This is a genomic window from Variovorax sp. GW458-11-26-14-LB1 (genome assembly GCF_059423965.1).
This window is the reverse complement of record NZ_JBWKYW010000035.1, coordinates 11,115-35,336: the sequence shown is the minus strand read 5'-3', so window position 1 is coordinate 35,336 and position 24,222 is coordinate 11,115. Positions and strand designations below refer to the sequence as shown.

Annotated in this window: 26 protein-coding genes; 22 read left to right on the top strand and 4 right to left on the bottom strand. The window is 62.3% G+C overall.

Annotated elements, in window-relative coordinates:
• Nucleotides 1-15: 15 nt before the first annotated feature.
• On the top strand, nt 16-759 hold the full coding sequence (gene hisA, locus AC07YS_RS21405; RefSeq protein ID WP_062471681.1) for a 1-(5-phosphoribosyl)-5-[(5-phosphoribosylamino)methylideneamino]imidazole-4-carboxamide isomerase: 744 nt from the start codon (nt 16-18) through the stop codon (nt 757-759).
• A 20-nt stretch (nt 760-779) separates the two neighbouring features.
• Nucleotides 780-1,952 carry an AAA family ATPase gene (locus AC07YS_RS21400; RefSeq protein ID WP_495269541.1) on the top strand — a complete coding sequence of 391 codons (1,173 nt, stop codon included), beginning with the start codon at nt 780-782 and terminating at the stop codon, nt 1,950-1,952.
• Between the two features lie 18 nt (nt 1,953-1,970).
• Here the strand turns inward: AC07YS_RS21400 and AC07YS_RS21395 are convergent, their stop codons facing one another.
• Together AC07YS_RS21395 and AC07YS_RS21390 are read right to left on the bottom strand one after the other, a co-directional pair.
• Nucleotides 1,971-2,885, bottom strand: coding sequence for an amino acid ABC transporter substrate-binding protein (locus AC07YS_RS21395; RefSeq protein ID WP_495269540.1), 915 nt, complete (start codon nt 2,883-2,885; stop codon nt 1,971-1,973).
• Between the two features lie 11 nt (nt 2,886-2,896).
• Nucleotides 2,897-4,204 carry a dicarboxylate/amino acid:cation symporter gene (locus AC07YS_RS21390; RefSeq protein WP_070059926.1) on the bottom strand — a complete coding sequence of 436 codons (1,308 nt, stop codon included), beginning with the start codon at nt 4,202-4,204 and terminating at the stop codon, nt 2,897-2,899.
• 105 nt (nt 4,205-4,309) lie between these two features.
• On the opposite strand from AC07YS_RS21390, the gene AC07YS_RS21385 reads away from it, so the two are divergent.
• The 9 genes from AC07YS_RS21385 to tatC all read left to right on the top strand — a co-directional run bounded on the left by AC07YS_RS21385 (nt 4,310) and on the right by tatC (nt 9,244).
• Nucleotides 4,310-5,170, top strand: coding sequence for a D-hexose-6-phosphate mutarotase (locus tag AC07YS_RS21385; protein WP_495269539.1), 861 nt, complete (start codon nt 4,310-4,312; stop codon nt 5,168-5,170).
• Between the two features lie 22 nt (nt 5,171-5,192).
• A complete protein-coding gene (gene hisF, locus AC07YS_RS21380) occupies nt 5,193-5,978 on the top strand; it encodes an imidazole glycerol phosphate synthase subunit HisF (RefSeq protein ID WP_495269538.1) in 786 nt (261 codons plus the stop codon).
• 42 nt (nt 5,979-6,020) lie between these two features.
• Entirely contained in the window at nt 6,021-6,410 is a 390-nt protein-coding gene (gene hisI / locus AC07YS_RS21375; protein ID WP_095743771.1) for a phosphoribosyl-AMP cyclohydrolase, read from the top strand.
• Nucleotides 6,407-6,796 carry a phosphoribosyl-ATP diphosphatase gene (locus AC07YS_RS21370; protein WP_062471661.1) on the top strand — a complete coding sequence of 130 codons (390 nt, stop codon included), beginning with the start codon at nt 6,407-6,409 and terminating at the stop codon, nt 6,794-6,796. Before hisI ends, AC07YS_RS21370 begins: the two co-directional genes overlap by 4 nt.
• Before the next feature lie 25 nt (nt 6,797-6,821).
• Nucleotides 6,822-7,211: a DUF4870 family protein gene (locus AC07YS_RS21365; protein WP_056572726.1), complete on the top strand. Its 390-nt coding sequence runs from the start codon at nt 6,822-6,824 to the stop codon at nt 7,209-7,211.
• Complete coding sequence (locus tag AC07YS_RS21360; RefSeq protein WP_070059922.1) at nt 7,201-7,560, top strand: histidine triad nucleotide-binding protein; 360 nt, start codon at nt 7,201-7,203, stop codon at nt 7,558-7,560. The genes AC07YS_RS21365 and AC07YS_RS21360 overlap by 11 nt, the downstream gene beginning before the upstream one ends.
• A gap of 65 nt (nt 7,561-7,625) precedes the next feature.
• On the top strand, nt 7,626-7,874 hold the full coding sequence (gene tatA, locus AC07YS_RS21355; protein WP_070059921.1) for a Sec-independent protein translocase subunit TatA: 249 nt from the start codon (nt 7,626-7,628) through the stop codon (nt 7,872-7,874).
• A 19-nt stretch (nt 7,875-7,893) separates the two neighbouring features.
• Nucleotides 7,894-8,355, top strand: coding sequence for a Sec-independent protein translocase protein TatB (gene tatB / locus AC07YS_RS21350; protein ID WP_062471652.1), 462 nt, complete (start codon nt 7,894-7,896; stop codon nt 8,353-8,355).
• A gap of 73 nt (nt 8,356-8,428) precedes the next feature.
• A complete protein-coding gene (gene tatC / locus AC07YS_RS21345) occupies nt 8,429-9,244 on the top strand; it encodes a twin-arginine translocase subunit TatC (RefSeq protein WP_095743773.1) in 816 nt (271 codons plus the stop codon).
• Between the two features lie 100 nt (nt 9,245-9,344).
• On the opposite strand, the gene AC07YS_RS21340 is transcribed toward tatC, so the two are convergent.
• Nucleotides 9,345-10,505 carry a S1C family serine protease gene (locus tag AC07YS_RS21340; protein WP_307584233.1) on the bottom strand — a complete coding sequence of 387 codons (1,161 nt, stop codon included), beginning with the start codon at nt 10,503-10,505 and terminating at the stop codon, nt 9,345-9,347.
• 291 nt (nt 10,506-10,796) lie between these two features.
• Here AC07YS_RS21340 and AC07YS_RS21335 point away from each other — a divergent pair, with 291 nt between their 5' ends.
• From AC07YS_RS21335 to pdxA, 3 genes are read left to right on the top strand one after another with little or no spacing between them, the layout of a single operon-like run.
• Nucleotides 10,797-12,149: an MFS transporter gene (locus AC07YS_RS21335; RefSeq protein ID WP_492697827.1), complete on the top strand. Its 1,353-nt coding sequence runs from the start codon at nt 10,797-10,799 to the stop codon at nt 12,147-12,149.
• Entirely contained in the window at nt 12,146-12,919 is a 774-nt protein-coding gene (locus AC07YS_RS21330) for a Nif3-like dinuclear metal center hexameric protein (protein ID WP_062473645.1), read from the top strand. The genes AC07YS_RS21335 and AC07YS_RS21330 overlap by 4 nt, the downstream gene beginning before the upstream one ends.
• A complete protein-coding gene (gene pdxA, locus AC07YS_RS21325) occupies nt 12,916-13,956 on the top strand; it encodes a 4-hydroxythreonine-4-phosphate dehydrogenase PdxA (RefSeq protein ID WP_495269537.1) in 1,041 nt (346 codons plus the stop codon). The genes AC07YS_RS21330 and pdxA overlap by 4 nt, the downstream gene beginning before the upstream one ends.
• Nucleotides 13,957-13,978: 22 nt before the next feature.
• Here the strand turns inward: pdxA and mscL are convergent, their stop codons facing one another.
• A complete protein-coding gene (mscL, locus tag AC07YS_RS21320) occupies nt 13,979-14,410 on the bottom strand; it encodes a large conductance mechanosensitive channel protein MscL (RefSeq protein ID WP_495269536.1) in 432 nt (143 codons plus the stop codon).
• Between the two features lie 751 nt (nt 14,411-15,161).
• Here mscL and AC07YS_RS21315 point away from each other — a divergent pair.
• The 8 genes from AC07YS_RS21315 to AC07YS_RS21280 all read left to right on the top strand — a co-directional run bounded on the left by AC07YS_RS21315 (nt 15,162) and on the right by AC07YS_RS21280 (nt 24,221).
• On the top strand, nt 15,162-16,235 hold the full coding sequence (locus AC07YS_RS21315; RefSeq protein WP_082818073.1) for a polysaccharide biosynthesis/export family protein: 1,074 nt from the start codon (nt 15,162-15,164) through the stop codon (nt 16,233-16,235).
• Nucleotides 16,236-16,375: 140 nt separating this feature from the next.
• Nucleotides 16,376-17,677, top strand: coding sequence for a Vi polysaccharide biosynthesis UDP-N-acetylglucosamine C-6 dehydrogenase TviB (gene tviB / locus AC07YS_RS21310; protein ID WP_495269535.1), 1,302 nt, complete (start codon nt 16,376-16,378; stop codon nt 17,675-17,677).
• A gap of 24 nt (nt 17,678-17,701) precedes the next feature.
• Nucleotides 17,702-18,649 (top strand): Gfo/Idh/MocA family protein, encoded by a 948-nt coding sequence (locus AC07YS_RS21305; protein ID WP_495269534.1) that lies wholly within the window; start codon nt 17,702-17,704, stop codon nt 18,647-18,649.
• 17 nt (nt 18,650-18,666) lie between these two features.
• The gene (locus tag AC07YS_RS21300; RefSeq protein WP_495269533.1) at nt 18,667-19,257 is read left to right on the top strand and encodes an acyltransferase; all 591 of its coding nucleotides are present in this window, start codon (nt 18,667-18,669) and stop codon (nt 19,255-19,257) included.
• Nucleotides 19,254-20,342: a DegT/DnrJ/EryC1/StrS family aminotransferase gene (locus AC07YS_RS21295; RefSeq protein WP_495269532.1), complete on the top strand. Its 1,089-nt coding sequence runs from the start codon at nt 19,254-19,256 to the stop codon at nt 20,340-20,342. Before AC07YS_RS21300 ends, AC07YS_RS21295 begins: the two co-directional genes overlap by 4 nt.
• Before the next feature lies 1 nt (nt 20,343).
• On the top strand, nt 20,344-21,738 hold the full coding sequence (locus tag AC07YS_RS21290) for a lipopolysaccharide biosynthesis protein (RefSeq protein ID WP_495269531.1): 1,395 nt from the start codon (nt 20,344-20,346) through the stop codon (nt 21,736-21,738).
• A gap of 178 nt (nt 21,739-21,916) precedes the next feature.
• Complete coding sequence (locus AC07YS_RS21285) at nt 21,917-23,158, top strand: hypothetical protein (protein ID WP_495269530.1); 1,242 nt, start codon at nt 21,917-21,919, stop codon at nt 23,156-23,158.
• Nucleotides 23,136-24,221 (top strand): glycosyltransferase, encoded by a 1,086-nt coding sequence (locus tag AC07YS_RS21280; RefSeq protein ID WP_495269529.1) that lies wholly within the window; start codon nt 23,136-23,138, stop codon nt 24,219-24,221. The genes AC07YS_RS21285 and AC07YS_RS21280 overlap by 23 nt, the downstream gene beginning before the upstream one ends.
• The last annotated feature ends 1 nt before the right edge of the window (nt 24,222 follow it).

Sequence of the window (24,222 nt, the reverse complement as noted above, 5' to 3'; positions counted from 1 at the left end):
ACTCGCGTCACTTCCATGCTCCTCATTCCCGCCATTGATCTCAAAGACGGCCACTGCGTTCGCCTCAAGCAGGGCGACATGGACCAGTCCACCATCTTCAGCGAAGACCCCGCCGCCATGGCCCGCAAATGGGTCGAGGCCGGCGCCCGTCGGCTGCACCTGGTCGATCTGAATGGCGCCTTCGCCGGCAAGCCGCAGAACCATGCGGCGATCAAGGCGATCCTGAAGGAAGTCGGCGACGACATCCCGGTGCAGCTCGGCGGCGGCATCCGCGACCTGGACACCATCGAGCGCTACATCGACGACGGCCTGCGCTACGTGATCATCGGCACCGCCGCGGTCAAGAACCCCGGCTTCCTGAAGGACGCCTGCAGCGCCTTCGGCGGCCACATCATCGTGGGCCTGGATGCCAAGGACGGCAAGGTCGCCACCGACGGCTGGAGCAAGCTCACGGGCCACGAGGTGGCCGACCTGGGCAAGAAGTTCGAGGACTACGGCGTCGAATCGATCATCTACACCGACATCGGCCGCGACGGCATGCTCTCGGGCATCAACATCGACGCCACCGTCAAGCTCGCGCAGGCGCTGACCATCCCCGTGATCGCCTCGGGCGGCCTGTCGAACATGGCCGACATCGACCAGCTCTGCGCGGTCGAGTCCGAAGGCGTTGAGGGCGTGATCTGCGGCCGCGCCATCTACTCGGGCGACCTCGACTTCGCCGCCGCCCAGGCGCGCGCGGACGAGCTGGCCGGCGCCTGACGCCTTTGCCGTAGCGGCGCGTGCTCTCCGCGCTCGCCATTGCCAACTACCGCTCGCTGCGCCAGCTGACGGTGCCGCTGGGCCGCCTCACGGTGGTCACGGGCGCCAACGGCAGCGGCAAGTCGAGCGTGTACCGCGCGATGCGGCTGCTGGCCGACATCGCCAACGGCGGCGTGATCCGCTCGCTGGTGCGCGAGGGCGGGCTGTCTTCCACGCTGTGGGCCGGGCCCGAGCGCTTTTCGGCGGCCATGCTGCGCGGCGAACAGCCGGTGCAGGGCACCACGCGCAGCGAGCCGGTGGCGCTGAAGCTGGGCTTCGCCGGCGCCGAGGCCGACGACTTCGGCTACGCCATCGACATCGGCCTGCCGCCGCCGATCCCGTCCTCGGCCTTCTCGCACGACCCGCAGATCAAGCACGAGGCGATCTGGAGCGGCCCGCTGCTGCGCCCTTCCACGCACCTGGTCGACCGCAAGGGCGCCGCGCTGCGCCTGCGCGACGGCAAGGGCTGGCAGGCCGTCGGCCGGCCGATTCCCGCCTTCGCCAGCATGATGACCGAGCACGCCGACCCGCGCGACGCGCCTGAGATGCTCACGCTGCGCGAGCAGATGCGCTCCTGGCGCTTCTATGACCACTTCCGCTCGGACGCCGAGGCGCCCGCGCGCCAGCCACAGCTGGGCACCTACACGCCCGTGCTCGCCAACGACGGCGCTGACCTGGCCGCCGCCCTGCAGACCATTCGCGAGATCGGCGACGGCGAGGCGCTCGACAGCGCCGTGGACGATGCCTTCCCGGGCGCCCGCATCGAGGTGCAGGCGAACGGCGACCGCTTCGAGACGCTGATGCACCAGCACGGCCTGCTGCGGCCCCTGACGGCCGCCGAGCTGTCGGACGGCACCCTGCGCTACCTGCTGTGGATCGCGGCGCTGCTGACGCCCCGTCCGCCCGCGCTGCTGGTGCTCAACGAGCCCGAGACCAGCCTGCACCCCGACCTGCTGCCGGCGCTGGGCCGCCTCATCGCGCAGGCCGCGCGGTCGTCGCAGGTGATCGTGGTGTCGCACGCGGCGCGCCTGATCGCCGCCCTGGACGACAGCGACGGCCTGCAGCCGGTGGTGCTCGAAAAGCGCTTCGGCGAGACCCGCATCGCGAACCTCGACATGAGCGAGATTCCGCGCTGGGAGTGGCCGGCGCGGTAGAGAAAAGGGCAGGCGGGCCTACTCGGCCTTCACCGCCATCGTCTGGATGATCGTTTCCAGCTGCGCGCTCATCGGCAAATTGAGGCTTTCCCCCGAAGGCAGCTTGCGCATGAACCAGCGCTTGTACTGGCGGTGGATCTCGCCGTCTTCCGCCAGCACCTGGAAGGTGTCGACCACCACCTTGTTGAGCTGCGGGTCGCCCTTGCGGTACATGACCGCGTACGGGTCGTAGGAGAGAAAGTCGCCCACCACCTCGTACTGCGCCTTGGCGGCGTCGCGGGCGATCAGGCCGTAGAGCAGCACGTCGTCGGTGGCGAAGGCGTCGGCCTGGCCGTCCTTCACGAGCGCGAACGACTCGGCATGGTCGCGCGCCACCTTCAGCTCGATGTTGAGCTTGAACTTCTGCGACAGGTCGCGCAGCGTCTTCTCGTTGGTGGTGCCGGCCGTGACGGCCACCTTCTTGCCGGCCAGGTCGCGGAACGACTGGATCGGCGCGCCCTTCTTCACCAGCACCTTGGTGCCCGAGACGAACATGGTCGGCGAAAAGGCCACGCGCTTCTGGCGCTCGAGGTTGCTGGTGGTGGAGCCGCACTCGAGGTCGACCTGGCCGCTCACGACCGCGTCGATGCGCGAGTCGGAGGTGACGGGCACCCACTTGATCGTGAGGCTTTTGTTGACCGTGTCCTCGATGGCCGTGACGAGCGCGCGGCACAGCTCGATGGAATAGCCGATCGGCTCCTTGCGCGCATTGAGGTACGAAAAGGGCACTGACGCCTCGCGGTGGCCGATGGCGATGGTGCCGCTTTCGCGCACCTTGGCCAGCGTGCCGGTGAGGAGCTCCTGCGCCTGCGCGGGGCCGGCCGGAAAGGCGAGGACCACGCCCGCCAGCAGCCATGCGGCGACGGCGGAGGGCAGCGTGGCGATGCGCGTCATGGCGTGGCGCCTCACGCGTGCGCCGGGTGGGCGAGGGTGGCGGCGGCTTCCTCGTCGAGCACCTTGGCGTTGGCCTCGGCGTCGCTCTCGGACAGCAGCTCGCCCTCCCACTTGGCGACCACGGCCGTGGCGATGGAGTTGCCCACCGCGTTGGTGGCCGAGCGGCCCATGTCCAGGAAGGTGTCCACGCCCAGGATCAGCAGCAGGCCGGCCTCGGGAATGTCGAAGTGGTTCAGCGTGGCGGCGATCACCACCAGCGAGGCGCGCGGCACGCCGGCCATGCCCTTGGAGGTGAGCATCAGGATCAGCAGCATGGTGATCTGCGTGCTGATCGGCATGTGGATGTCGTAGGCCTGCGCGATGAACAGCACGGCGAAGGTGCAGTACATCATCGAGCCGTCCAGGTTGAACGAGTAGCCCATCGGCATCACGAAGCTGGAGATCTTGCGCTTCACGCCGAAACGGTCGAGCGCCTGCAGGATCTTCGGGTAGGCGGCTTCGGAGCTCGCGGTGGCGAACGACAGCAGGAACGCCTCCTTGATGAGCACCAGCAGCTTGAACACGCGCGGCCCCAGGAACAGCAGGCCGGCCATGATCAGCACGCCCCACAGCACGAACAGGCCCAGGTAGAAGTCGCGCATGAACACGGCGAACTTGACGAGAATGCCCAGCCCGTTCACGGCCACGGTGGCGGCCATGGCGGCCAGCACCGCCAGCGGTGCGAGCTTCATGACGTAGCCCGTGATCTTGAGCATGGCGTGCGACAGCTCCTCGATGGCGGCCACCAGCGTTTTGGCCTTGTCGCCGAGCGAGGCCAGCGCCACGCCGAAGAACATCGAGAACACCACGATCTGCAGGATCTCGTTGTTGGCCATCGCCTCCACGAACGACTTGGGCACCGTGTGGCTCACGAAGTCCTTGAAGGTGAACTTGTTGGTCGCCAGGTTGGCCGAGGCGCCGATGTCGGGCAGCGGCAGGCCCAGGTTCTCGCCGGGCTTGAGCAGGTTGGCCATGACCAGGCCGATCACCAGCGAGATCAGCGAGGCCGTGAGGAACCAGCCGATGGCCTTGCCGAACACGCGGCCCACCGACTTGGCGTCGCCCATGTGCGCGATGCCCACCACCAGCGTGGAGAACACCAGCGGGCCGATCAGCATCTTGATCAGGCGCAGGAAGACGTCGGAGACGATGGAGACGTAGTCCGCGATCTCCTTGGCGGCCTTCTTGTCGGGAAAGCTGGTGAAGATCATGTAACCGACGATGATGCCGAGCACCATGGCGATCAGGATCCAGGCGGCCATGGGCAGCTTTTTCTTCATGCGTATCCCCTTTGTCGTGTGAGAGTGGTTCTTTTCGAGTGCACGGGACCGACCCGGCACAGGGTATCCAAGAAAGGCGGATGCACGCAATGGCCCGCTGCCAGGATGCGGCGGCTGCCTACAATTCCTCACATGGATATCCGCTCGATCGAGTTTCGAGGCCAGCCGGCGTTGCACGCCGTGGCGGCCGATGGCAGCACGCTGACGGTGGCGCTGCATGGCGCCCAGGTGCTTTCCTGGGCCCCGGCCCGCGGTGGGGAGCGACTGTATCTGAGTCCGAAGGCCGTTTTTGACGGCCAAACTGCCATCCGCGGCGGCATTCCCCTGTGCTGCCCCCAGTTCAACCAGCGCGGCATGCTCCCCAAGCATGGCTTCATGCGCAATCTGCCTTGGATTCGCGAGGATTCGGGCGCGCCCGACACGATGCGGCTGGTGCTGCGCGACAACGACGCCACCCGCAGGCTCTGGCCGCATGCCTTCGAGGCGCGGATGGACGCCACGCTCGCCGCCGGCCGGCTGCGCACCGCGCTCACCCTGACCAACACCGGCGACGCGCCCTGGCCGTTCTCGGCCGCGCTGCACACCTACCTGCGCGTGGACGACATCGCCACCGTGCGCCTCGAAGGCCTGCAGGGCGCGCCGCGCTGGGACGCCGTGCGCGACGTGCGCCAGACCGAAACCGCCGCCGCGCTGCAGTTCGACGCCGAGTTCGACAGCGTCTACACCGCCCCAGCGCAGCCGCTGCGGCTGGTGCAGCCCGACGGCACGCTCGAAATCACCCAGAGCGAAACCTGCACCGAAACCGTGGTCTGGAACCCCGGTGCCGTGCTCGGTGCGACACTCGCGGACATGCCCGCAGAGGGCTTCCGCCACATGCTCTGCGTCGAGGCGGCCCGCATCGACGAACCCGTCGTGCTGGCGCCCGGCGCCCAATGGCAGGGCTGGCAACAGCTTTGCGTTCTCTGATTTCTTCCTGGTTCACCACCCCATGCTTGCCAAACGCATCATTCCCTGCCTCGACGTCACCGGCGGCCGCGTCGTCAAGGGCGTCAATTTTCTCGAGCTGCGCGATGCCGGCGACCCGGTCGAGATCGCGGCGCGCTACAACGCACAGGGCGCCGACGAACTGACCTTCCTGGACATCACGGCCACCAGCGACGGCCGCGACCTGATCCTGCCGATCATTGAAGCGGTGGCCTCGCAGGTCTTCATTCCGCTGACCGTGGGCGGCGGCGTGCGCACCGTGGCCGACGTGCGCCGGCTGCTCAACGCGGGTGCCGACAAGACCAGCTTCAACTCGGCCGCCATCGCCGATCCGCAGGTGATCAGCGACGCGGCCCAGAAGTACGGCTCGCAGTGCATCGTGGTCGCCATCGACGCCAAGCGCCGCAGCCCCGAAGACGCCGCCGTGCGCGGCGCGGGCTGGGACGTCTACAGCCACGGCGGGCGCAAGAACACCGGCCTGGACGTGGTGCAGTGGGCGACCGAGATGGCGCGCCGCGGCGCGGGCGAGATCCTGCTCACGAGCATGGACCGCGACGGCACCAAGAGCGGCTTCGACCTGGCCCTGACGCGCGCCGTGAGCGACGCGGTCAACGTGCCCGTGATCGCCTCGGGCGGCGTCGGCAACCTCGACGACCTGGCCGACGGCATCCAGAAGGGCGGCGCCGACGCGGTGCTGGCCGCGAGCATCTTCCACTACGGCGAGCACACCGTGGGCGAGGCCAAGGCGCGCATGGCCGAGCGCGGGATTCCCGTGCGCATCGACGCCTGAGCGGGGCCGGAAGGGTCTTTTCCTATCCTCGACAATATCCCCATGAATTGGCTCGATGAAGTGAAGTGGGACGCGAACGGGTTGGTGCCCGTGATCGCCCAGGAACAAGGCACGAACGACGTGCTCATGTTTGCGTGGATGAACCGCGAGGCGCTCGAGAAGACCGCCGAGTTGGGCCGCGCGGTGTATTTCAGCCGCTCGCGCAGCAAGCTGTGGTTCAAGGGCGAGGAGTCCGGCCACGTGCAGACCGTGCACGAGATCCGCCTCGACTGCGACAACGACGTCGTGCTGCTCAAGGTGACCCAGTTGGGCCACGAGCCTGGCATCGCCTGCCACACCGGCCGCCACAGCTGCTTCTTCAGCAAGTACGAGAAGGGCCAGTGGACCGTGGTCGAACCGGTCTTGAAAGACCCGGAGTCGATCTACAAATGAGCGCCACAGTGAACGATTCGAATATGTCCGACGCGCTCGCCCGCCTGGCCGCGGTGCTCGAGAGCCGCCTGCCCGCGAACGGCGGCGACCCCGAGAAGAGTTACGTCGCCCGGCTGCTGCACAAGGGCCCCGACGCCTTCCTCAAGAAGATCGGCGAGGAAGCCACCGAGGTCGTGATGGCCGCCAAGGACGCCGACCATGGCGGCGACCGCTCGAAAATAGTGAACGAAGTGGCCGACCTGTGGTTCCACACCATGGTGGCGCTGGCCCACTACGGTTTCTCGCCAGCCGACGTCGTCGCGGAGCTCGAGCGCCGCGAAGGCACCAGCGGCATCGAGGAAAAAGCCCTGCGCAAGGTGCAGGCCCGCGAAGCTTCCAACGACTGACTGATCGATTGAAAGGGCATCGACCATGGCCAATGACATCGTGAACGTGGAACCCGACGACTCCCTCAAGACCTGGGGCTGGGTCAGCTACGTGCTGCACCTGATCGTGGCCATCGGCGCGGTCGTGCCGGGCGCGCAGGCCTCCGTGCTGCTGCTGCTCATCGCCCTCCTGATCGATTTCGTGAAGCGCGACGACGCGGCCGGCACCTGGCAGGCCTCGCACTTCAGCTGGCGCATCCGCTCGGTGCTGTGGGCCGGCCTGCTGTACATCGTCACCTCGTGGCTCTGGCTGCTGTTGTTCGTGCCGGGCTGGATCGCCTGGAGCCTGATTTCGCTGTGGTTCCTCTACCGGATCGTGAAGGGCATGATCCGGATGAACGACGGCCGTCCCATGGAACCCAAAGATGTCATCTGATCCGAACTGCGTCTTCTGCAAAATCATCGAAGGCAAGATCCCCTCGCGCAAGGTCTACGAAGACGACGACCTGTTCGGTTTCCATGACATCTCGCCCTGGGCGCCGGTGCATTTCATGCTGGTGCCGAAGAAACACATCGCCTCGATGGCGCAGCTCACGCCCGAGGATTCGGCGCTCATGGGCAAGATCATGACGCTGGCGCCCCAGCTGGCGCTGGAGCAGGGCTGCCGGCCCTATCCGGACGGCGGCTACCGCGTCGTCGTGAACACCGGCGCCGAAGGCGGACAGGAGGTTCACCATCTCCATGTGCACGTCATGGGCGGCCCTCGCCCCTGGCTTCGCGGCTGAGCAGGGTTAAGCCAAACTGTCACATTCCCCCCGACTAAAATCGGACACATTCTTAGGAGTTCTCCATGGGTTCTTTTTCCATCTGGCACTGGCTGATCGTGCTGCTCGTCGTGGTCATGATCTTCGGCACCAAGAAGCTGCGGAACATGGGTTCGGATCTCGGTGGCGCCGTCAAGGGCTTCAAGGACGGCATGAAGGACGGCTCGGCCTCCCCTGACGCCTCCGCTGCACCGGCCCCCACGCAGCAAGTGACCGGCCAGCCGGCCAACAGCGACAAGTCGACGATCGACGTCGAAGCGCGCCAGAAGTCCTGAGCACCGCAGGCACACATCCGTGATCGACCTCGGCATTGAGAAGCTGGCGCTCATCGGCGTCGTGGCGCTGATCGTGATCGGGCCGGAGAAGCTGCCGCGCGTTGCACGCACGGTGGGCGCCCTGCTCGGCAAGGCGCAGCGCTACGTGAACGACGTCAAGGCCGAAGTCAACCGTTCCATGGAGCTCGACGAGCTCCGCAAGATGAAGACCACGGTCGAGGACGCGGCGCGCGACGTGGAGCACAGCATCCACACCGGCGCCAGCGAGTTCGAGAAGCAGTTTTCCGGCGCGTCCGGCGACACCCTGTCGGCACTGGCCGAGCCCGAGCAGGCGGTGCCCGAATACAGGCACCCCCGCAAGAACTGGCGCCTGAAGCAGGGCGCCACGCCGAACTGGTACAAGGCGCGCAACGGCGTGCGTACCAAGGCGCTGTCGGGCGCGGCGCGGGTCGCCCGCTTCCGCCCCCACAAGATCAACTGACGCACGCGCACGCCCCGCGGCGTTCCCGGGCGCCCCGTGCGCCTGTGTCTTCTCCCACGCTTTCTCCTCTCCCATGGCCGATTCCGACAACAAGAACAAAGAAGACGAGCTGGCGGGCACCGAGCAGCCGTTCGTGCAGCACCTGGTCGAGCTTCGGGACCGGCTGCTGTACTGCGTCTACGGCCTCGTGGTCGCGGGCATCCTGCTGGCGATCTGGCCCGGCCCGAGCGGGCTCATGGACATCATCGCCATGCCGATCCGCGCGCACATGCCGCCGGACGCCAAGCTGATCGCCATCGGCGTGTTCTCGCCGTTCTTCGTGCCGCTCAAGGTGCTGATGATGGCGGCCGTGCTGCTGGCGCTGCCCTGGCTCATGTACCAGGCCTGGATGTTCGTCGCGCCGGGCCTGTACAGCCACGAGAAGCGCTTCGCCTTGCCGCTGATCTTCTTCGGCAGCGTGCTGGCCTACGGCGGCATCGCCTTCGTGCAGCTGTTTGTGCTGGACAAGATGTTCGGCTTCATCCAGAAGTTCACGCCCGCGGCGGTGGCGGCCACGCCCGACATCTCGTCCTACGTCGAGGCCATCCTGTCGCTGTACATCGCCTTCGGCGTGGCCTTCCAGGTGCCGATCGTGGTGATGCTGCTGGTGCGCTTCGAGATGGTCACCATCGAGAAGCTGCGCTCGTTCCGCGGCTACTTCATCGTGATCGCCTTCGTGGTGGCCGCGGTGCTCACGCCGCCCGACGTGGTGTCGCAGCTCGCGCTGGCGGTGCCGATGTGCCTGCTGTACGAGGTGGGGATCATCGGGGCGCGCTATTTCGCAGGAACGGGCAAGGCGCCCGAGGGTGAAGAAGAGGGCGCGGGTTCGGGGTCTTCCGGCAGTTCCTGATCCCCGGATCGATCGGCTCCTGCCCCCAAAACAAAAGCGGCCCTCGGGCCGCTTTTTTGTTGCTGTCTGATCTGCGGCTGGAGCCGCTGTCGTTTCCCGCCTACTCGTTGTTGGGCAACTGCTGCCGGATCGGACTCTTCGGCCGCAGCCCCGGTGTCACGTCCAGTTCCATCTTGTCGGTGCCGCGCTGCAGGGCGAAGCGTGCGGTGTCGCCCGGCTTGAGGCCGGCGACGGCGGTCAGCAGGGCCTGCACGCTGTCGGTCTTCTTCTCGCCCACCGAGGTGATCACGTCGCCCGGGCGGATGCCGGCCTTGGCGGCGGGGCCGTTCTGCAGCACGCCGGTGATGATCACGCCCGCGTCGGCCTTCACGCCGAAGGTCTCGGCCAGTTCGGGCGACAGGTCGCTCGGCTCGACGCCGATCCAGCCGCGGCGCACCTGGCCTTCCTTCACGATGCCCTCGAGCACGATCTTGGCCATCGACACCGGGATGGCGAAGCCGATGCCCATGCTCCCACCCGAGCGCGAGTAGATGGCGGTGTTGATGCCCTGCAGGTTGCCGTTGACGTCGATCAGCGCGCCGCCCGAGTTGCCGGGGTTGATGGCCGCGTCGGTCTGGATGAAGTTCTCGAACTGGTTGATGCCCAGCTGGTTGCGGCCCAGCGCCGAGACGATGCCGCTGGTCACGGTCTGGCCCACGCCGAAGGGGTTGCCGATGGCCAGCACCTGGTCGCCCACCAGCAGCTCGTCGGAGTTGCCCAGCACGATCACCGGCAGCTTGTCGAGCTCGATCTTGAGCACGGCCAGGTCGGTGTCGGGGTCGGTGCCGATCACCTTGCCGCGCGCGTGGCGGCTGTCGTTCAGGGTGACCTCGATTTCGTCGGCGCCCTCGACCACGTGGTTGTTGGTGAGGATGTAGCCGTCGGTGCTCACGATGACGCCGCTGCCCAGGCCCACCTGCGGCTGGTCGGCCTGGTCGCCGAAGAAGAAGCGGAACCAGGGGTCGTTGCTGCGCGGGTGGCGCTGCGCGGCCTTGCTGGTGTTGATGCTCACGACTGCCGGCGAGGCCTTCTTGGCCGCCGCGCTCAGGCTGCCCGCGGCGGGCACGGCCGGCGCGCCGCTGGGCGCTTCGACGATCGACACCACGCCGCCCAGCGAGGTCGAGCGCTTATTGATCCACTCGGGCTTGAGCGTCGCGACGACGAAATAGGCCGCCAGCAGGACGGTCACGGCTTGGGCAAAGAGCAGCCAGGTGCGTTTCATGAAAGCTTGAAGAAAGAGCGTTGGAAAAGCGCTGAAAGAGGGCGCCGGTTGCAATTGTCCCTCAACCGGCCTGGCGCCATAGACCGCGCGGCAGGGTCGAGATTGCGCGGCCTTCGGGACGTGAATACGGGCTAACCCTTAGTATCGGCAGGTGATCCGACCCGGATCGCCCCCTCAGGCCTTCCGCGCCGCCCACCCGGCGGATGCGGCCAGGCGATCCCTTCGTCGGCGTGCCACGCTCTGCCCCTATCCGGTTCAAGGCAGGCGAGCGGCCACGATACCCCTGCTGCCATGACCTCAGAAGCTATCTACACGGACGGCGCCACGCCCGCTCCGGCGCGCACGCTCGATGCGCGCGACTACAAGACCCTGGCCCTGTCCGCCCTCGGCGGCACGCTCGAGTTCTACGACTTCGTCATCTACGTCTTCTTCGCGACCGTGCTGGGCGCGCTGTTCTTCCCCGCCGACATGCCCGACTGGCTGCGCCAGCTGCAGACCTTCGGCATCTTCGCGGCGGGCTACCTCGCACGGCCCGTGGGCGGCATCGTCATCGCGCACTTCGGCGACCTGCTGGGGCGCAAGCGCATGTTCACGCTGTCGATCTTCCTGATGGCGGCGCCCACGCTGGTGATCGGCCTCTTGCCCACCTACGCGAGCATCGGCGTCGCGGCGCCCCTGCTGCTGCTGGCGATGCGCGTGCTGCAGGGCGCGGCCATCGGCGGCGAGATGCCCGGCGCCTGGGTGTTCGTCGGCGAGCACGTGCCGGCCAAGCGCTACGGCTTCGGCATCGGCACGCTCACCTCGGGCATCACCGGCGGCATCCTGCTGGGCTCGCTGGTGGCCGTGGCCATCAACCGTCACTACTCGCCGGAGCAGGTGAACGACTTCGCTTGGCGCATTCCCTTCATCCTGGGTGGCGTGTTCGGGCTGTTCTCGGTCTACCTGCGCCGCTTCCTGCACGAGACGCCGGTCTTCAAGGAACTGGCCGGCCGCAAGACGGTCGCCCGCGAGTTGCCGCTGCGCACGGTGCTGCGCGAGCACCGCCTGGCGAGCGTGTACGTGGGTCTGCAGACCTGGGTGCTGTCGGCCGCCATCGTGGTGGTGGTGCTGTACACGCCCACCTACCTGCAGAAGGTGCACCACATTCCGGCGGCGCTGGCGCTCGAGGCCAACGCACTCGCCACGCTGACCCTGACCATCGGCTGCGTGATCGTCGGCTGGGCCAGCGACCGCATCGGCACGCGCGCCGTGATGCTCATCGGTTGGGGCGGCCTCTTTGCCACCGCCTACCTGTTCTACACCGGGCTGCCCGGCACGCCGGCCACGCTGTTCTGGCACTACGGGCTGGTGGGTCTGTTCGTGGGCACCATCGCCACGGTGCCGATCGCGGGCGTACGCGCCTTTCCGGCGCCGGTGCGCTTCACGGGGCTTTCGTTCGCCTACAACATGTCTTATGCCGTCTTCGGCGGTCTGACGCCGGTGATCCTCACGCTCTGGCTGCAGCACGACACCATGGCGCCGGCGCACTACGTCGCCGCGCTGGCGGCGCTGGGTTTCCTGCTGGCCCTGTGGCCCCTGGCCGCACGCGGCCACCCGATGCGCGATGGCGCGCCGGCCGCGGGGAGCGCGACAATGTCGCGATGAGCACCACACGCCACGAACTGCTTCACGCATTCGACCTGCTGCTGGCCCCCGGGCGCTTCAAGGATTACGGACCCAACGGCCTGCAGGTCGAAGGGCGCACCGTGGTCCGCAAGATCGTCTCGGGCGTGACCGCCAGCCGCGCGCTGATCGAGGCCGCGATCCACGCCGAGGCCGATGCCATCTTCGTTCACCACGGCCTGTTCTGGCGCGGCCAGGACGGCTGCGTCACCGGCTGGATGAAGCAGCGCCTGGGCCTGCTGCTGGGTGACGACGTCAACCTCTTCGCCTACCACCTGCCGCTCGACGCGCACCCCGAACTGGGCAACAACGCGCAGCTCGGCCTGCAGCTGGGGCTCGTTGCGCATCCGGGGTCGGCCGGGCGCTTCGGCGAACAGGAGCTGGGCTTCCTGGGCGCGCGCGAGAACGGCGAGAACTTCGCCAGCGCCAAGGCTCTGGCGACCCATGTCGAGAAGGTGCTGAAGCGGCCCGTCACGCTGGTCGACACGGCCCACCGCCCGATCAAGAACATCGCGTGGTGTACGGGCGGCGCCCAGGGTTACTTCGAGGCCGCCATTGCGGCCGGCGCCGACGCCTTCATCACCGGCGAGATTTCCGAGCCGCAGGCGCACTACGCCCGCGAACTGGGCGTGGCCTTCCTGGCCTGCGGCCACCACGCCACCGAGCGCTACGGCGCGCAGGCCGTGGCCGCCCATGTGGCGGCCCAGCTCGGGCTGAAGCACGAATTCATCGACATCGACAACCCCGCATGAAGGCGCCGATCGCGATCACGCTCGGCGACCCGGCGGGCATCGGCCCCGAGATCATTGCCAAGGCCTTCCGCGACGCGCCCGACGCCGTGCGCGGTGCGTTCGTGGTCGGCGACGTCGGCACGCTGCGCAGCGCCTCGCAGGCGCTCGCGGCGCCGGGGCGGCTGGGGTGGCCTGTCGTGGAGATCGCCAGCGTCGCTGAGGCGGTTGCAGTGCCGCCGGGGTGCATCCCGGTGCTGCAGGTGATCGCGCCGCCGCAGGGCATCGTGCAGGGGCGCATCAGCGCCGAAGCCGGGCGCGCCGCTGGCGACTGTGTGGTGTGGGCTGCGCGCGCCGCATTGCGCGGCGAGATCTCGGCCCTCGTCACCGCACCGCTGCACAAGGAAGCGCTGGCCGCGGCCGGCTTTCCGTACCCCGGCCACACCGAGCTGCTGCAGGCCGAGGCCGCCGCCCACCTGGGCCGCACCGTGGCCGACGTGCCCGTGCGCATGATGCTGGCCAACGACGAGCTGCGCACCGTGCTCGTGAGCATCCACATGTCGCTGCGCGACGCCATCGAGGCCGTGCGCTTCGACGGCGTGCTGGACACGCTGCGCATCACCCATCGCGCCTTGACCCACGCCCTCGGCCGGCCGCCGCGCATCGGCGTGGCCGGGCTCAATCCGCACGCGGGCGAGGGCGGCCTGTTCGGTTCGGAAGAGTGCACCATCATCGCGCCGGCCATCGAGGCCGCACGCGCCGAGGGCATCGACGCCCACGGGCCCCATGCGCCCGACACCGTCTTCATGCGCGCGCGCGCCAAGGCCGGCGTGCCGTCCAGCGGTGAGTTCGACGTGGTGATCGCGATGTACCACGACCAGGGCCTGATCCCGGTCAAGTACCTCGGGGTGGAGAAGGGCGTGAACGTGACGCTCGGGCTGCCGCTGGTGCGCACCAGCCCGGATCACGGCACGGCGTTCGACATCGCGGGCCAGGGCGTGGCCGATGCCTCGAGCCTTGTCGAGGCGCTGCGCATGGCGCGAACGCTGGCCGGCGTCTGAGCGCGCGGCCAGTAAGAAAAGCTCAGGGGCGCTTCAGGCTGTCGCGGATTTCGCGCAGCAGCGCGATGTCTTCCGGCGTGGCGGCTGGCGCTGCCGGGGCGGCCTCTTCGGTCTTGCGCAGCTTGTTGATCTGCTTGACCATGATGAAGATGATGAAGGCGAGGATCACGAAATTGACAGCAATCGTGATGAAGTTGCCATATGCCAGCACCGGCACGCCGGCCTTCTTCAACTCCGCCAGCGTGTTCGTCACGCCCGGCGGCACCGTGCCCAGGATCACGTAGAGGTTCGAGAAGTCGAGCTTCCCGAACACCATGCCCACGAGCGGCATGATGATGTCGGCCACGAGCGAGTCGACGATCTTGCCGAACGCCGCCCCGATGATCACGCCGACGGCGAGGTCGATGACGTTGCCCTTGACGGCAAACTCCTTGAATTCGCTGAGGATGCTCATGATTCAGAAAGGGTGCTGAAGACCTGCTGTTGAAAGGGGTGCCAGTATGCCTGTGGAAGCGGGAGGCCAAGACGGCGGCGCGGCGGGTGATGCTGGACTGCAACTGAGGCATGACCGCTGGCGGCTCTTGCCTGGAACGGACGGAGGGTACCCAGTCTCCGTAGCCAAACCTTGCCGACTACGCTTTGGAACGTCTTGTTTCCAATTTCGCGGGATGGGTAGAACCGGTCGGATACGTCGTGTTTTGCTCTCGAAAAGAAGGCAAAACGGCGCCGGACGGGCATTCCAGAAGCATCCTGGAACGCAGGCAAAGCCCCATTGACAGTGCACTGCACTGGTACGATGAGAGGGGAGCAGTGGGGAGCGGCCGCGCGAAATCGACCTTCAAGACTTCTGTCTGTCAGAGCGCATCCGGCCCGGGTGCGCCGAGTTCTTGCGTGACCCCGCGATGAATTCTGCACCTTTGTTGCCTGAATTTGCCAGTTTCAGCGCGACTATAGCTGTTCAAATTTTTACATAAATGGTGCCGCGTAGTGGCGGCGATCACAAGTGTCTGAAAAAGAAGCGCGATACAAGAGAGCGGATGTGCGAGCCTCGCATGCCTTCGGGAATTGCCGTTCTTTCGCCGCTTCGTTGTTGATACGACTGACTGACTTTCAAGGGACCTGAATTGAGAAGAGATGCGAAAGCCCTCGCGTGGGTAGCGCTTGCCGGCGCGGTGTTGCTCCAGGGCTGTGCCGTGGTGCCCGGCATGGGTTCGGTGGAGCCATACGAAGCGGGCGGCGAGTTGCCGTCGCAGTTCCGCTACCTTCCCGATGAAGCGCCTGAGGGCGAAATCACTCCTATCTCGCTGGCGTTGGTGCGTACGCTGGCAGAGGTGTCGCCGAAGGGGGTGCCGCCTGAGGTGCAGGCGTTGTTCGGGAAGGGGGCTCGCTACACCATCGGGTCGGGCGACGTCGTGGGCGTGATCGTGTACGACCACCCGGAACTGCTGCCTAACGCGGGTGCCGTGATTTCACAGTCGGCCGATCCGACTGGTGTGCAGGTGGCGCCAGGCTTCATCGTCGATGCGGATGGTGAGATTGCCTTTCCTTACATCGGCCGTGTGCGCGTGGCGGGCCTGAGCGAAGGCGATGCTTCCGATCTGATCGGCAAGCTGCTCCGGCCGCACGTTCGTGACCCGCAGGTGACTGTGCGTATCCAGTCCTTCCGAAGCCGGCGCGCTTATGTGGAAGGCGAAGTGCGCGTTCCGGGGTCTCAGATCTTCACTGATGTGCCCATGACACTGAACGAGGCAATCAACCGCGCCGGTGGCATGACGGCCAATGCCAATCGCGCGGCCGTTACGCTCATTCGCGATGGCCGCTCAGTCCCGATCGACATGACCCGGCTGCGTGAGGCTGGCTATGACGGGAACAACATTCCCCTCAAGAACGGCGACACCGTCCGCGTGGCACACCGCGAAGACTCCAAGGTATTCGTCATGGGCGAAATCATGGCGCCTGTTGCCTTGTCCATGCGCAGCAATGGCCGTTTGAGCTTGAGCGAGGCCCTGGGCGAGGCGGGTGGTCCGATGACGACCACCTCCAATGCCGGTCAGATCTACGTGATTCGCCAAGGCGCGACCGGCGCGCCGGCCATCTTCCATCTGAACGCCAAGAACCCAGCGACGATGGCGCTAGCAAGCCAGTTCCGACTGCAGTCGCAGGACGTCGTGTATGTCGACCCGGTGCCGTTGGTCAAGTGGAACCGCGTGGTTAGCTTGATCCTGCCGTCTGCGCAAGTGGTCAACAACGCCAGCGAGGTTTACGTCAGGCATCGCTAGCCAAGCCTGGCCCCAGACCAAGTTCTCGAGGTTCGCGTCACGGGCCTCCTTACTTTTGAAGTCAGCGGCCGTGAATGCGGTGTGGCGGCATGGCTCTTGACTGAGTCTGTCGCCAATTTTTCGTCTCCAGTGCTTTCAATATGCAAGTCATTCAATCAACTCAACCTATCGCGATCATCGGCCTTGGCTACGTGGGCCTTCCCCTCGCTGTGGAGTTTGGCAAGAAGCGTCGGGTGGTCGGCTTCGATATCAATGCCAAACGCATCACGGAACTGCAGGGTGGACACGATCACACGCTCGAAACCACCAGCGAAGAGTTGAAGGCCGCGACGCAGCTGGCATTCACGTCGCATGCCGATGATTTGCGTGACTGTGCTGTTTTTGTCGTGACCGTGCCTACGCCGATCGACAATGCGAACCGTCCCGATCTGACGCCGCTGGTCAAGGCCAGCGAAACCGTCGGCAAGGTCATGTCAAAGGGGGCGATCGTCATCTTCGAATCAACGGTCTATCCCGGTGCGACAGAAGAAGTGTGTGTGCCGGTGCTGGAAAAATTCAGCGGCAAGAAATTCAATGTCGATTTCTTCTGCGGCTACAGCCCAGAGCGCATCAACCCCGGCGACAAGGTCAACACGCTCACAAAGATCAAGAAAATCACGAGTGGCAGCACGCCCGAGGTGGCCGATGTGGTGGATGCGCTCTACAACGAGATCATCACCGCCGGCACGCACAAGGCTGCCAGCATCAAGGTGGCCGAGGCAGCCAAGGTGATCGAGAACACACAGCGTGACCTGAACATCGCGCTGGTCAATGAACTCTCCGTGATCTTCGAGCGTCTGGGCATCGATACGCTCGACGTGCTCGAGGCCGCAGGCAGCAAATGGAATTTCCTGCCCTTCCGTCCGGGCCTTGTGGGGGGGCACTGCATTGGCGTGGACCCGTACTACCTCACGCACAAGGCGGAGCAGGTCGGCTACCACCCACAGGTCATATTGGCCGGGCGCCGCATCAACGACAACATGGCGCGCTACGTGGCCCGCAACACCATCAAGCGGATGCTGAAGAACGGCATGGACGTGCCGCGTTGCCGCATCGGCGTGTTGGGCATCACCTTCAAGGAAAATTGCCCCGACATCCGCAACAGCAAGATCGTCGACATGGTTCGCGAGTTCGAGGCATGGGGCGCTTCCGTGGAAATTGTGGACCCATGGGCCGACGCTGAAGAGGTGGCCCGCGAATATGGCCTTCAACTCGGCCGGGTCGATGCGGATCACCCGGTCGATGCGCTTGTCGTCGCTGTCGGCCACAACGAATACCGTCGCGCGACCATGATCGAGCTGCGCGCCCTTTGCCGAGGCGAACAGCCCGTGCTGGTCGACGTCAAGAGCCTCTTCAACACCAAGGAAGCCCGCGACAGCGGCTTCTCCGTGTTCCGCCTGTAAGCCATTTCTCGTTTCTTTCTCGACATGAAAAATTTTGCCCTCATCGGCGCTGCCGGTTACATCGCCCCGCGCCACATGCGCGCCATCAAGGACACGGACAACCATCTCGCGGTGGCCTACGACATCAACGATTCGGTCGGCATCATCGACAGCATCTCGCCGCAGAGCGAGTTCTTCACCGAGTTCGAACGCTTCTATGAGCATGCGCAGCAACTCAAGCGCAACCCCGCGACCGCACTGAACTACGTGGCGATCTGCAGCCCCAACTACCTGCATCACCCGCACATCGCTGCGGGCCTGCGCCTGGGTTGCGACGTGATCTGCGAGAAGCCCCTGGTGCCCACGCCGGACCTCGTCGACGAACTGCAACGCGTTGAAAAGGAAACCGGCAAGCGCGTCTTCAACATCCTGCAGCTGCGCCATCACGACGCCATCCTGAAGCTGCGCGACAAGGTTGCCGCTGCGCCCGCAGATACCAAGTTCGACGTGGAGCTGACCTACATCACCTCGCGCGGCAAGTGGTACATGGAAAGCTGGAAGGGCGACAACCGCAAGTCGTTCGGCGTGGCGACCAACATCGGCGTGCACTTCTACGACATGCTGCACTTCATCTTCGGCAAGCTGCAGCGCAACGTGGTGCACTACAGCGGCGCGGCAAAAGCGGCGGGCTATCTCGAATACGAACGCGCGCGCGTGCGCTGGTTCCTGTCCATCGACGCCAACGATCTGCCGGCCGATGTGAAGGGCAAGAAGACGACCTTCCGCAACATCGACATCAGCGGCGAGAAGCTCGAGTTCTCCGAAGGCTTCACCGACCTCCACACGGTGAGCTACAAGGAAATCCTGGCCGGCCGCGGCTATGGCCTCGAGGATGCGCGCCACTGCATCGAGACCGTCAATGTGATTCGCAGCGCCACGCCTGTTCAAGGCGAGCAGGGCGAAGTGCATCCGTTCGTGCGGCAGCTCGCCTGACGCCCCGCGAGTCCGGCATGGCATACAAGGCCCATCCCACCGCGATCGTCGATGAGGGCGCACGCATCGGCGACGGCACCCGGATCTGGCATTGGGTGCACGTCAGCGCACAGGCATCCATTGGCGAGGGCTGCTCGCTCGGGCAGAACGTCTACGTCGGCAACGACGTGACCATCGGCCACAACGTCAAGATCCAGAACAACGTCAGCGTCTATGACGCAGTCACCCTGGAAGACGACGTGTTTTGCGGGCCGAGCATGGTCTTCACCAATGTCTATAACCCGCGGTCGGCTGTCACACGCAAGGACGAATATCGCCGCACCCTGGTGAAGCGGGGTGCAACGCTCGGCGCCAACTGCACCATCGTCTGCGGCAACACCGTGGGCGAATACGCCTTTGTCGGCGCCGGCGCTGTGATCAACAAGAACGTGCCGGCCTATGCGCTCATGGTCGGTGTGCCGGCCAGGCAGATCGGCTGGATGAGCGAGTTTGGCGAGCAACTCGCGTTGCCGCTGCAAGGCTCGGCCGAAGCCATTTGCGCGCACACCGGTGCGCGCTACGTACTCGACGGCAATGCCGTGACCAAGTTGGATGCCAAGACGCCATGATCGAATTCATCGACCTCAAGACTCAGCAAGCCCGTATCAAGGACCAGATCGACGCGGCCATTCAGCGCGTGCTGGCGCATGGTCAATACATCCTTGGGCCTGAAGTGGCCGAGTTGGAAGAGAAGCTGGCGGCCTATACCGGCGCCAAACATTGCATCACCGTGGCCAATGGCACGGATGCTTTGCAGATCGCTCAGATGGCGCTTGGCATCGGGCCGGGCGATGAAGTCATCACACCGGGTTTTACGTACATCGCCACTGCCGAGACGGTGGCGTTGCTGGGCGCTAAGCCGGTGTACGTGGACATCGATGCGCGCACCTACAACCTGGACCCGGCGCTGCTGGAGGCTGCGATCACGCCGCGGACCAAGGCCATTGTTCCGGTGAGCTTGTATGGGCAGTGTGCGGATTTCGACGCGATCAATGCCATTGCTGCGAAACACGGAATTCCCGTGATCGAAGATGCGGCGCAGAGTTTTGGCGCTACTTATAAGGGGCGCAAGAGTTGCAACCTCAGCACGATTGCGTGTGCGAGCTTCTTTCCGAGCAAGCCGCTGGGGTGCTATGGGGACGGCGGGGCGATCTTCACCAATGACGACGAATTGGCGAAGGTGATGCGGCAGATTGCCCGGCATGGGCAGGATCGGCGGTATCACCATATTCGCGTGGGTGTGAATAGCCGGTTGGATACGTTACAGGCTGCAGTGCTTCTGGAGAAACTCGAAATTTTTGATGACGAAATCGCCAGTCGTCAGCGGGTGGCAGCGGAATATGGACGCCTGTTGGGAGAGAGCGGTGTTGCTGGCTCTCCCTACATCGAGCCGTATAACCAGAGTGCGTGGGCGCAATACACAGTGCGTGTGGCTGATCGTGAAGGTGTTCAGGTTCGCATGAAGCAGGCTGGGGTGCCGACTGTTGTGCATTACCCCATTCCATTGAATCAGCAGCCTGCTGTGGCAGATGAAAAGGTCACGCTACCCACGGGGGACACGGTGGCCCGGGAAGTTCTTAGTCTGCCGATGCACGCGTATATGACGTTGGCCGATCAAGTCGCTGTTGCTACGGCGCTAACGGCCCCCAACTGACATGCTTTTCCGGCGCGCCGCAAAAACTCTACGCTCGAAATTGGAGTCTTTAAATCGAGAGGGCTTTGCCCGCTCGATCGGTGTGCTCGTCGGAGGTACCGCTTTTGCCCAAGCTCTTACCGTCTTGGCACTGCCATTCGTAACCCGACTCTATACACCCTCTGATTTCAGTGTACTTGCCGTTTTTGCTTCAATTCTTTCGATAATTTCCGTTGCCGCATGTCTGAGATTGGAGCTCGCGATTCCAATGCCTGAATATGACAATGACGCTGCGAATTTATTTGCTGTGGCTCTGTGCGCAAGCGCCGTAGTGGCATTGTTATCGGGGCTTGTCGTCTATTTTTGGCCCGCCCAAATTATCGATTTAGTCGGGCAGCCGGGCCTGCGTCCCTACCTTTGGCTTCTGCCTTTTGGCATCTGGCTGACGAGTTCGTATTCTGCAATGCAGTTTTGGACTACGCGAAAAAAACGGTTTGGACTTATTGCAAAAACTAGGATGAGTCAGGCTGTTGGAGGGACAGGAACACAGATCGGGCTTGGATTTGGCGGCTTTACTCCAATGGGGTTGCTTCTGGGGCAAGTCATAAACAGCGGCGCTGGCTTTTTTGGGCTCGGCCGAAATGCAATTCGAGAGGACGGTGCTGCGCTGAAAAGCATAAATTTGCAGGGCATGCGCCAAATGTTTCAACGATACGATCGCTTCCCAAAATTCTCAACTTTTGAGTCATTTGCGAATACTGCTAGTAGTCAGCTCCCAGTAATCCTAATCGCAGCGCTATCCGTTGGGCCGGAGGCCGGGTATCTGATATTGGCAATGCGAGCCATGGCAATTCCCCTCGGCTTAATTGGCGGCGCTGTTTCCCAGGTTTACCTATCGCGCGCGGCGGATGAATTTAGAGAAGGGCGATTGACGCAGTTCACTCTAAGAGTAATAAATGGGCTATTCAAAAGCGGCGTTGGTCCGTTGTTACTCATAGGTGCTGTTTCGCCTATTATTTTTCCCCTCATATTCGGGGAAAAATGGCAGCGTGCAGGCGAACTCGTCGCATGGATGACGCCATGGTTTCTAATGCAATTTTTGACGTCGCCTATCTCGATGGCATTTCATGTTACGGGACATCAACGGCTGGTATTGTTGGTTCAGCTAGTGGGCCTGGTACTGCGCGTCGGGATTGTTTGTCTGTCAGCTTGGATTGCACCTTCGTATATTGTTGAATCTTTCGCGCTATCAGGGGTTGTTTTTTATTTGATGTACTTTGGCGCAATAGTATGGGTGTTGAAAATTCCCGCTCGAGGTTTGATCGAAATATTTCAATCAAATGGTTTTATTGTCTTGCTGTGGTGCGGCGCAGGTCTTGTGTTTACGGGCATCGCGCATGCACTTGTGAGTCGATAGATTAAAAGAAAAGATTCGTGGATTGTTGTATTAAAAGCAGCCCGCCTAACTTGGCGCTTGGACGCGGCGCGTCAAATTAGTTGAGAGTATGCAAGTGATTAATGCATTAACACGCGACAAATGAAGCTCATGTCCTTTCAGTTGAAAAATATCGCCAAATGGAGGGGATGAGATAACCATGCCGATTCATGCTCGTTCGTTGGCCAAGCTGTCCGTCGCCTTGTTTGGGTTGAAAATAATTACTTTTGTGAGTTGGTTTTTTTATAACTGGCCCAGTATTTCGATATCGAACTACCTTAGCTATCCCTTGGCATTGACGGGTTTTGCGTATGTGGTTTTTAAATTTTCAAAGAGAAAATCCTCTTGGGAGTTAAGCTCAAGTCTGTTTCTTGCTTTTATTCTGTTGAGCTCAATCGCCATTTCGGTAGTACTTCAACAACTATTGGCGACCGATTCATTGATGATCGATGGGCTAACCCCTGCATCGGTGTCGCTGAATTATTTGCTGGTAGGTCTCACATGGTTTTGCCTAGGTGCAGCAATGCAGGGATTGGGTGATCAGGATTTTGGAAGAAATTTTTTTCTTATTCCAGCGCTTGTTTTTGTCGTGTGCATCGTTTCAAATTTAAACGATGGGCTGATCCTAAATTACAAATCGATTTCCGATGAAAAACCAAGTGATTTGGAAATCTCGCATTTAACAATTGGCTCGTATGCAGTGGTGGCATTCTTGCTGCCCGTCGCGTTTTCGACCCGGCCATACAAATTCCTAGCGTTCGCGGGGGGGGCATTATTGTTTTTTTGCTTGGGTGGACGGGCTAACTTGTTTGTATTTATTTTGACTTGCTCCGTATTTTATGCTTCCAGGCTGGGATTGATTAAATCTACAGTGCTTTTGGGTGGATCTCTGGCCGTGCTGATTTTGGCGTTGTTTCTTCTGAAAATCGACCTAAATGATGCTCAGGTTCAAAAGATGATTTTTTACGATGGTTTTTCTGAAGACCAATCAGAGGTTGCTCGTGATTTATTTTTTTGGGGGGCATTGGATGGCTTGCCGCGGCAGGCGCTTTACGGTGACCCGGGCTATTTGATTGAGAAGTTTTATTCGCTGGGCGCTTACTCGCATAATTTGCTGAGTGCGTGGCAGTTCTTTGGCGTGGCTCCATTCGTTTTATTTTTGGCATCTATGTTTTTCATTTCAAGAAAAATATTCGCCTACAAATTACAATTGCGGTCGTCTCTCGATGAGTTTGGGATTCTTCTGTTTGTATTTTGCCTGATATCCATGGTGTTTGTAAAATCGATTAATTTTTTTCCATTTTGGATGGCGCTTGGATTTTGGTTTTTCCGATTAGATGGATTTAATTTTCAGGCATTGAATAGAGGTTTGGCTGGTCATGTCGAAAATTCACAGCGTTGAGTATTTTTCGCTTTTTGCGGCGGAGAAGTACCCCGGGATCTTTAGAAAGATAGATGATACCGTCCGGACATTGAATAATTTTGGCTGTGAAGCAAAAAATAGAAATTTCCCGGGAACCTCTCGTGGGTTTCGGGAGTTAACGCTTGAATTGCTGAAATCAAAGGCTGATGTAATAATCGTTCGAAACTTCTTTCAATTACCCGTCCTGCTATTTGTTTTTTTGTATCTCCGGCTGATGGGTAAATATCTCGTGATAGACATACCCACGCCACTTACTGTAGTTCTCCGAGAGTTTGAACTGCGTGAAAATATGGCATGGATGGCTATATGTGCGAGAAAAATAATTGTCTCCATTTTTTATCCGCTCTCGTTATTGCCATTCAATAGAATCATTCAGTATGCGGGCGAATCTCGTTATTTTTCGTTTGGCGTGAGAAATAAAATAAAGTTGCTATCAAACGGAATAGAGGTTGCGAGATACAAGATCAAGCGCAAGGATATCTCTCTCGAAAGCAAATGCCTGACTTTGTTGGCGGTTGCAAAAGTCTCCTCCTGGCATGGCCTTGATCGCGTACTGGCCGGCATCTCGAATTATGTTCAAGAAAACCCATGCGACGTGGCAGTGAAATTTTATATTGCTGGCGATGGTGATGCTATTAAAGAATTGAAGAGTGCATCCGAGCGCTTGGGAATAGCAGAGAGCGTTTTTTTTCTGGGATTCAAATCGCATGGCGATTTAGATTATTTCTTTGATATTGCAGACATAGGAATATCTACTCTCGGGTTGTACCGAAAGGGAATGCAATCCGCTTCCAGCCTGAAGACTCGAGAGTACGTAGCCCGGGGAATGCCGTTAGTGGTTTCAGGCGATGATATTGATCTAGAGCCGATTCCCAATTTTGCTTTTCATGTCAGCAATGACGATAGGCCTGTCAATATTCGCGAGCTTATTCATTGGTATGAGGGGCTTAGCGCGCAAAATGTCGAAAAAGAAGAGATACGTAATTTTGCGCTTGAACATATGGACCTTAAAATCAAAGTCAAATGGTTTTTGCCTTCCTGAT

Bases quoted from the DNA above. Each gene is read 5' to 3' on its own strand.
- AC07YS_RS21335 (WP_492697827.1), top strand. From the start codon at position 10,797: ATGACCTCAGAAGCTATCTACACGGACGGCGCCACGCCCGCTCCGGCG.
- AC07YS_RS21285 (WP_495269530.1), top strand. From the start codon at position 21,917: ATGCCGATTCATGCTCGTTCGTTGGCCAAGCTGTCCGTCGCCTTGTTT.
- AC07YS_RS21330 (WP_062473645.1), top strand. From the start codon at position 12,146: ATGAGCACCACACGCCACGAACTGCTTCACGCATTCGACCTGCTGCTG.
- AC07YS_RS21295 (WP_495269532.1), top strand. From the start codon at position 19,254: ATGATCGAATTCATCGACCTCAAGACTCAGCAAGCCCGTATCAAGGAC.
- mscL (WP_495269536.1), bottom strand. From the start codon at position 14,410: ATGAGCATCCTCAGCGAATTCAAGGAGTTTGCCGTCAAGGGCAACGTC.
- AC07YS_RS21290 (WP_495269531.1), top strand. From the start codon at position 20,344: ATGCTTTTCCGGCGCGCCGCAAAAACTCTACGCTCGAAATTGGAGTCT.
- AC07YS_RS21360 (WP_070059922.1), top strand. From the start codon at position 7,201: ATGTCATCTGATCCGAACTGCGTCTTCTGCAAAATCATCGAAGGCAAG.
- AC07YS_RS21390 (WP_070059926.1), bottom strand. From the start codon at position 4,204: ATGAAGAAAAAGCTGCCCATGGCCGCCTGGATCCTGATCGCCATGGTG.
- AC07YS_RS21370 (WP_062471661.1), top strand. From the start codon at position 6,407: ATGAGCGCCACAGTGAACGATTCGAATATGTCCGACGCGCTCGCCCGC.
- tatC (WP_095743773.1), top strand. From the start codon at position 8,429: ATGGCCGATTCCGACAACAAGAACAAAGAAGACGAGCTGGCGGGCACC.
- AC07YS_RS21340 (WP_307584233.1), bottom strand. From the start codon at position 10,505: ATGAAACGCACCTGGCTGCTCTTTGCCCAAGCCGTGACCGTCCTGCTG.
- AC07YS_RS21395 (WP_495269540.1), bottom strand. From the start codon at position 2,885: ATGACGCGCATCGCCACGCTGCCCTCCGCCGTCGCCGCATGGCTGCTG.
- AC07YS_RS21315 (WP_082818073.1), top strand. From the start codon at position 15,162: ATGGGTTCGGTGGAGCCATACGAAGCGGGCGGCGAGTTGCCGTCGCAG.
- AC07YS_RS21305 (WP_495269534.1), top strand. From the start codon at position 17,702: ATGAAAAATTTTGCCCTCATCGGCGCTGCCGGTTACATCGCCCCGCGC.
- hisA (WP_062471681.1), top strand. From the start codon at position 16: ATGCTCCTCATTCCCGCCATTGATCTCAAAGACGGCCACTGCGTTCGC.
- tatA (WP_070059921.1), top strand. From the start codon at position 7,626: ATGGGTTCTTTTTCCATCTGGCACTGGCTGATCGTGCTGCTCGTCGTG.
- hisF (WP_495269538.1), top strand. From the start codon at position 5,193: ATGCTTGCCAAACGCATCATTCCCTGCCTCGACGTCACCGGCGGCCGC.
- AC07YS_RS21300 (WP_495269533.1), top strand. From the start codon at position 18,667: ATGGCATACAAGGCCCATCCCACCGCGATCGTCGATGAGGGCGCACGC.
- AC07YS_RS21385 (WP_495269539.1), top strand. From the start codon at position 4,310: ATGCGGCGGCTGCCTACAATTCCTCACATGGATATCCGCTCGATCGAG.
- AC07YS_RS21280 (WP_495269529.1), top strand. From the start codon at position 23,136: ATGTCGAAAATTCACAGCGTTGAGTATTTTTCGCTTTTTGCGGCGGAG.
- tviB (WP_495269535.1), top strand. From the start codon at position 16,376: ATGCAAGTCATTCAATCAACTCAACCTATCGCGATCATCGGCCTTGGC.
- hisI (WP_095743771.1), top strand. From the start codon at position 6,021: ATGAATTGGCTCGATGAAGTGAAGTGGGACGCGAACGGGTTGGTGCCC.
- AC07YS_RS21365 (WP_056572726.1), top strand. From the start codon at position 6,822: ATGGCCAATGACATCGTGAACGTGGAACCCGACGACTCCCTCAAGACC.
- pdxA (WP_495269537.1), top strand. From the start codon at position 12,916: ATGAAGGCGCCGATCGCGATCACGCTCGGCGACCCGGCGGGCATCGGC.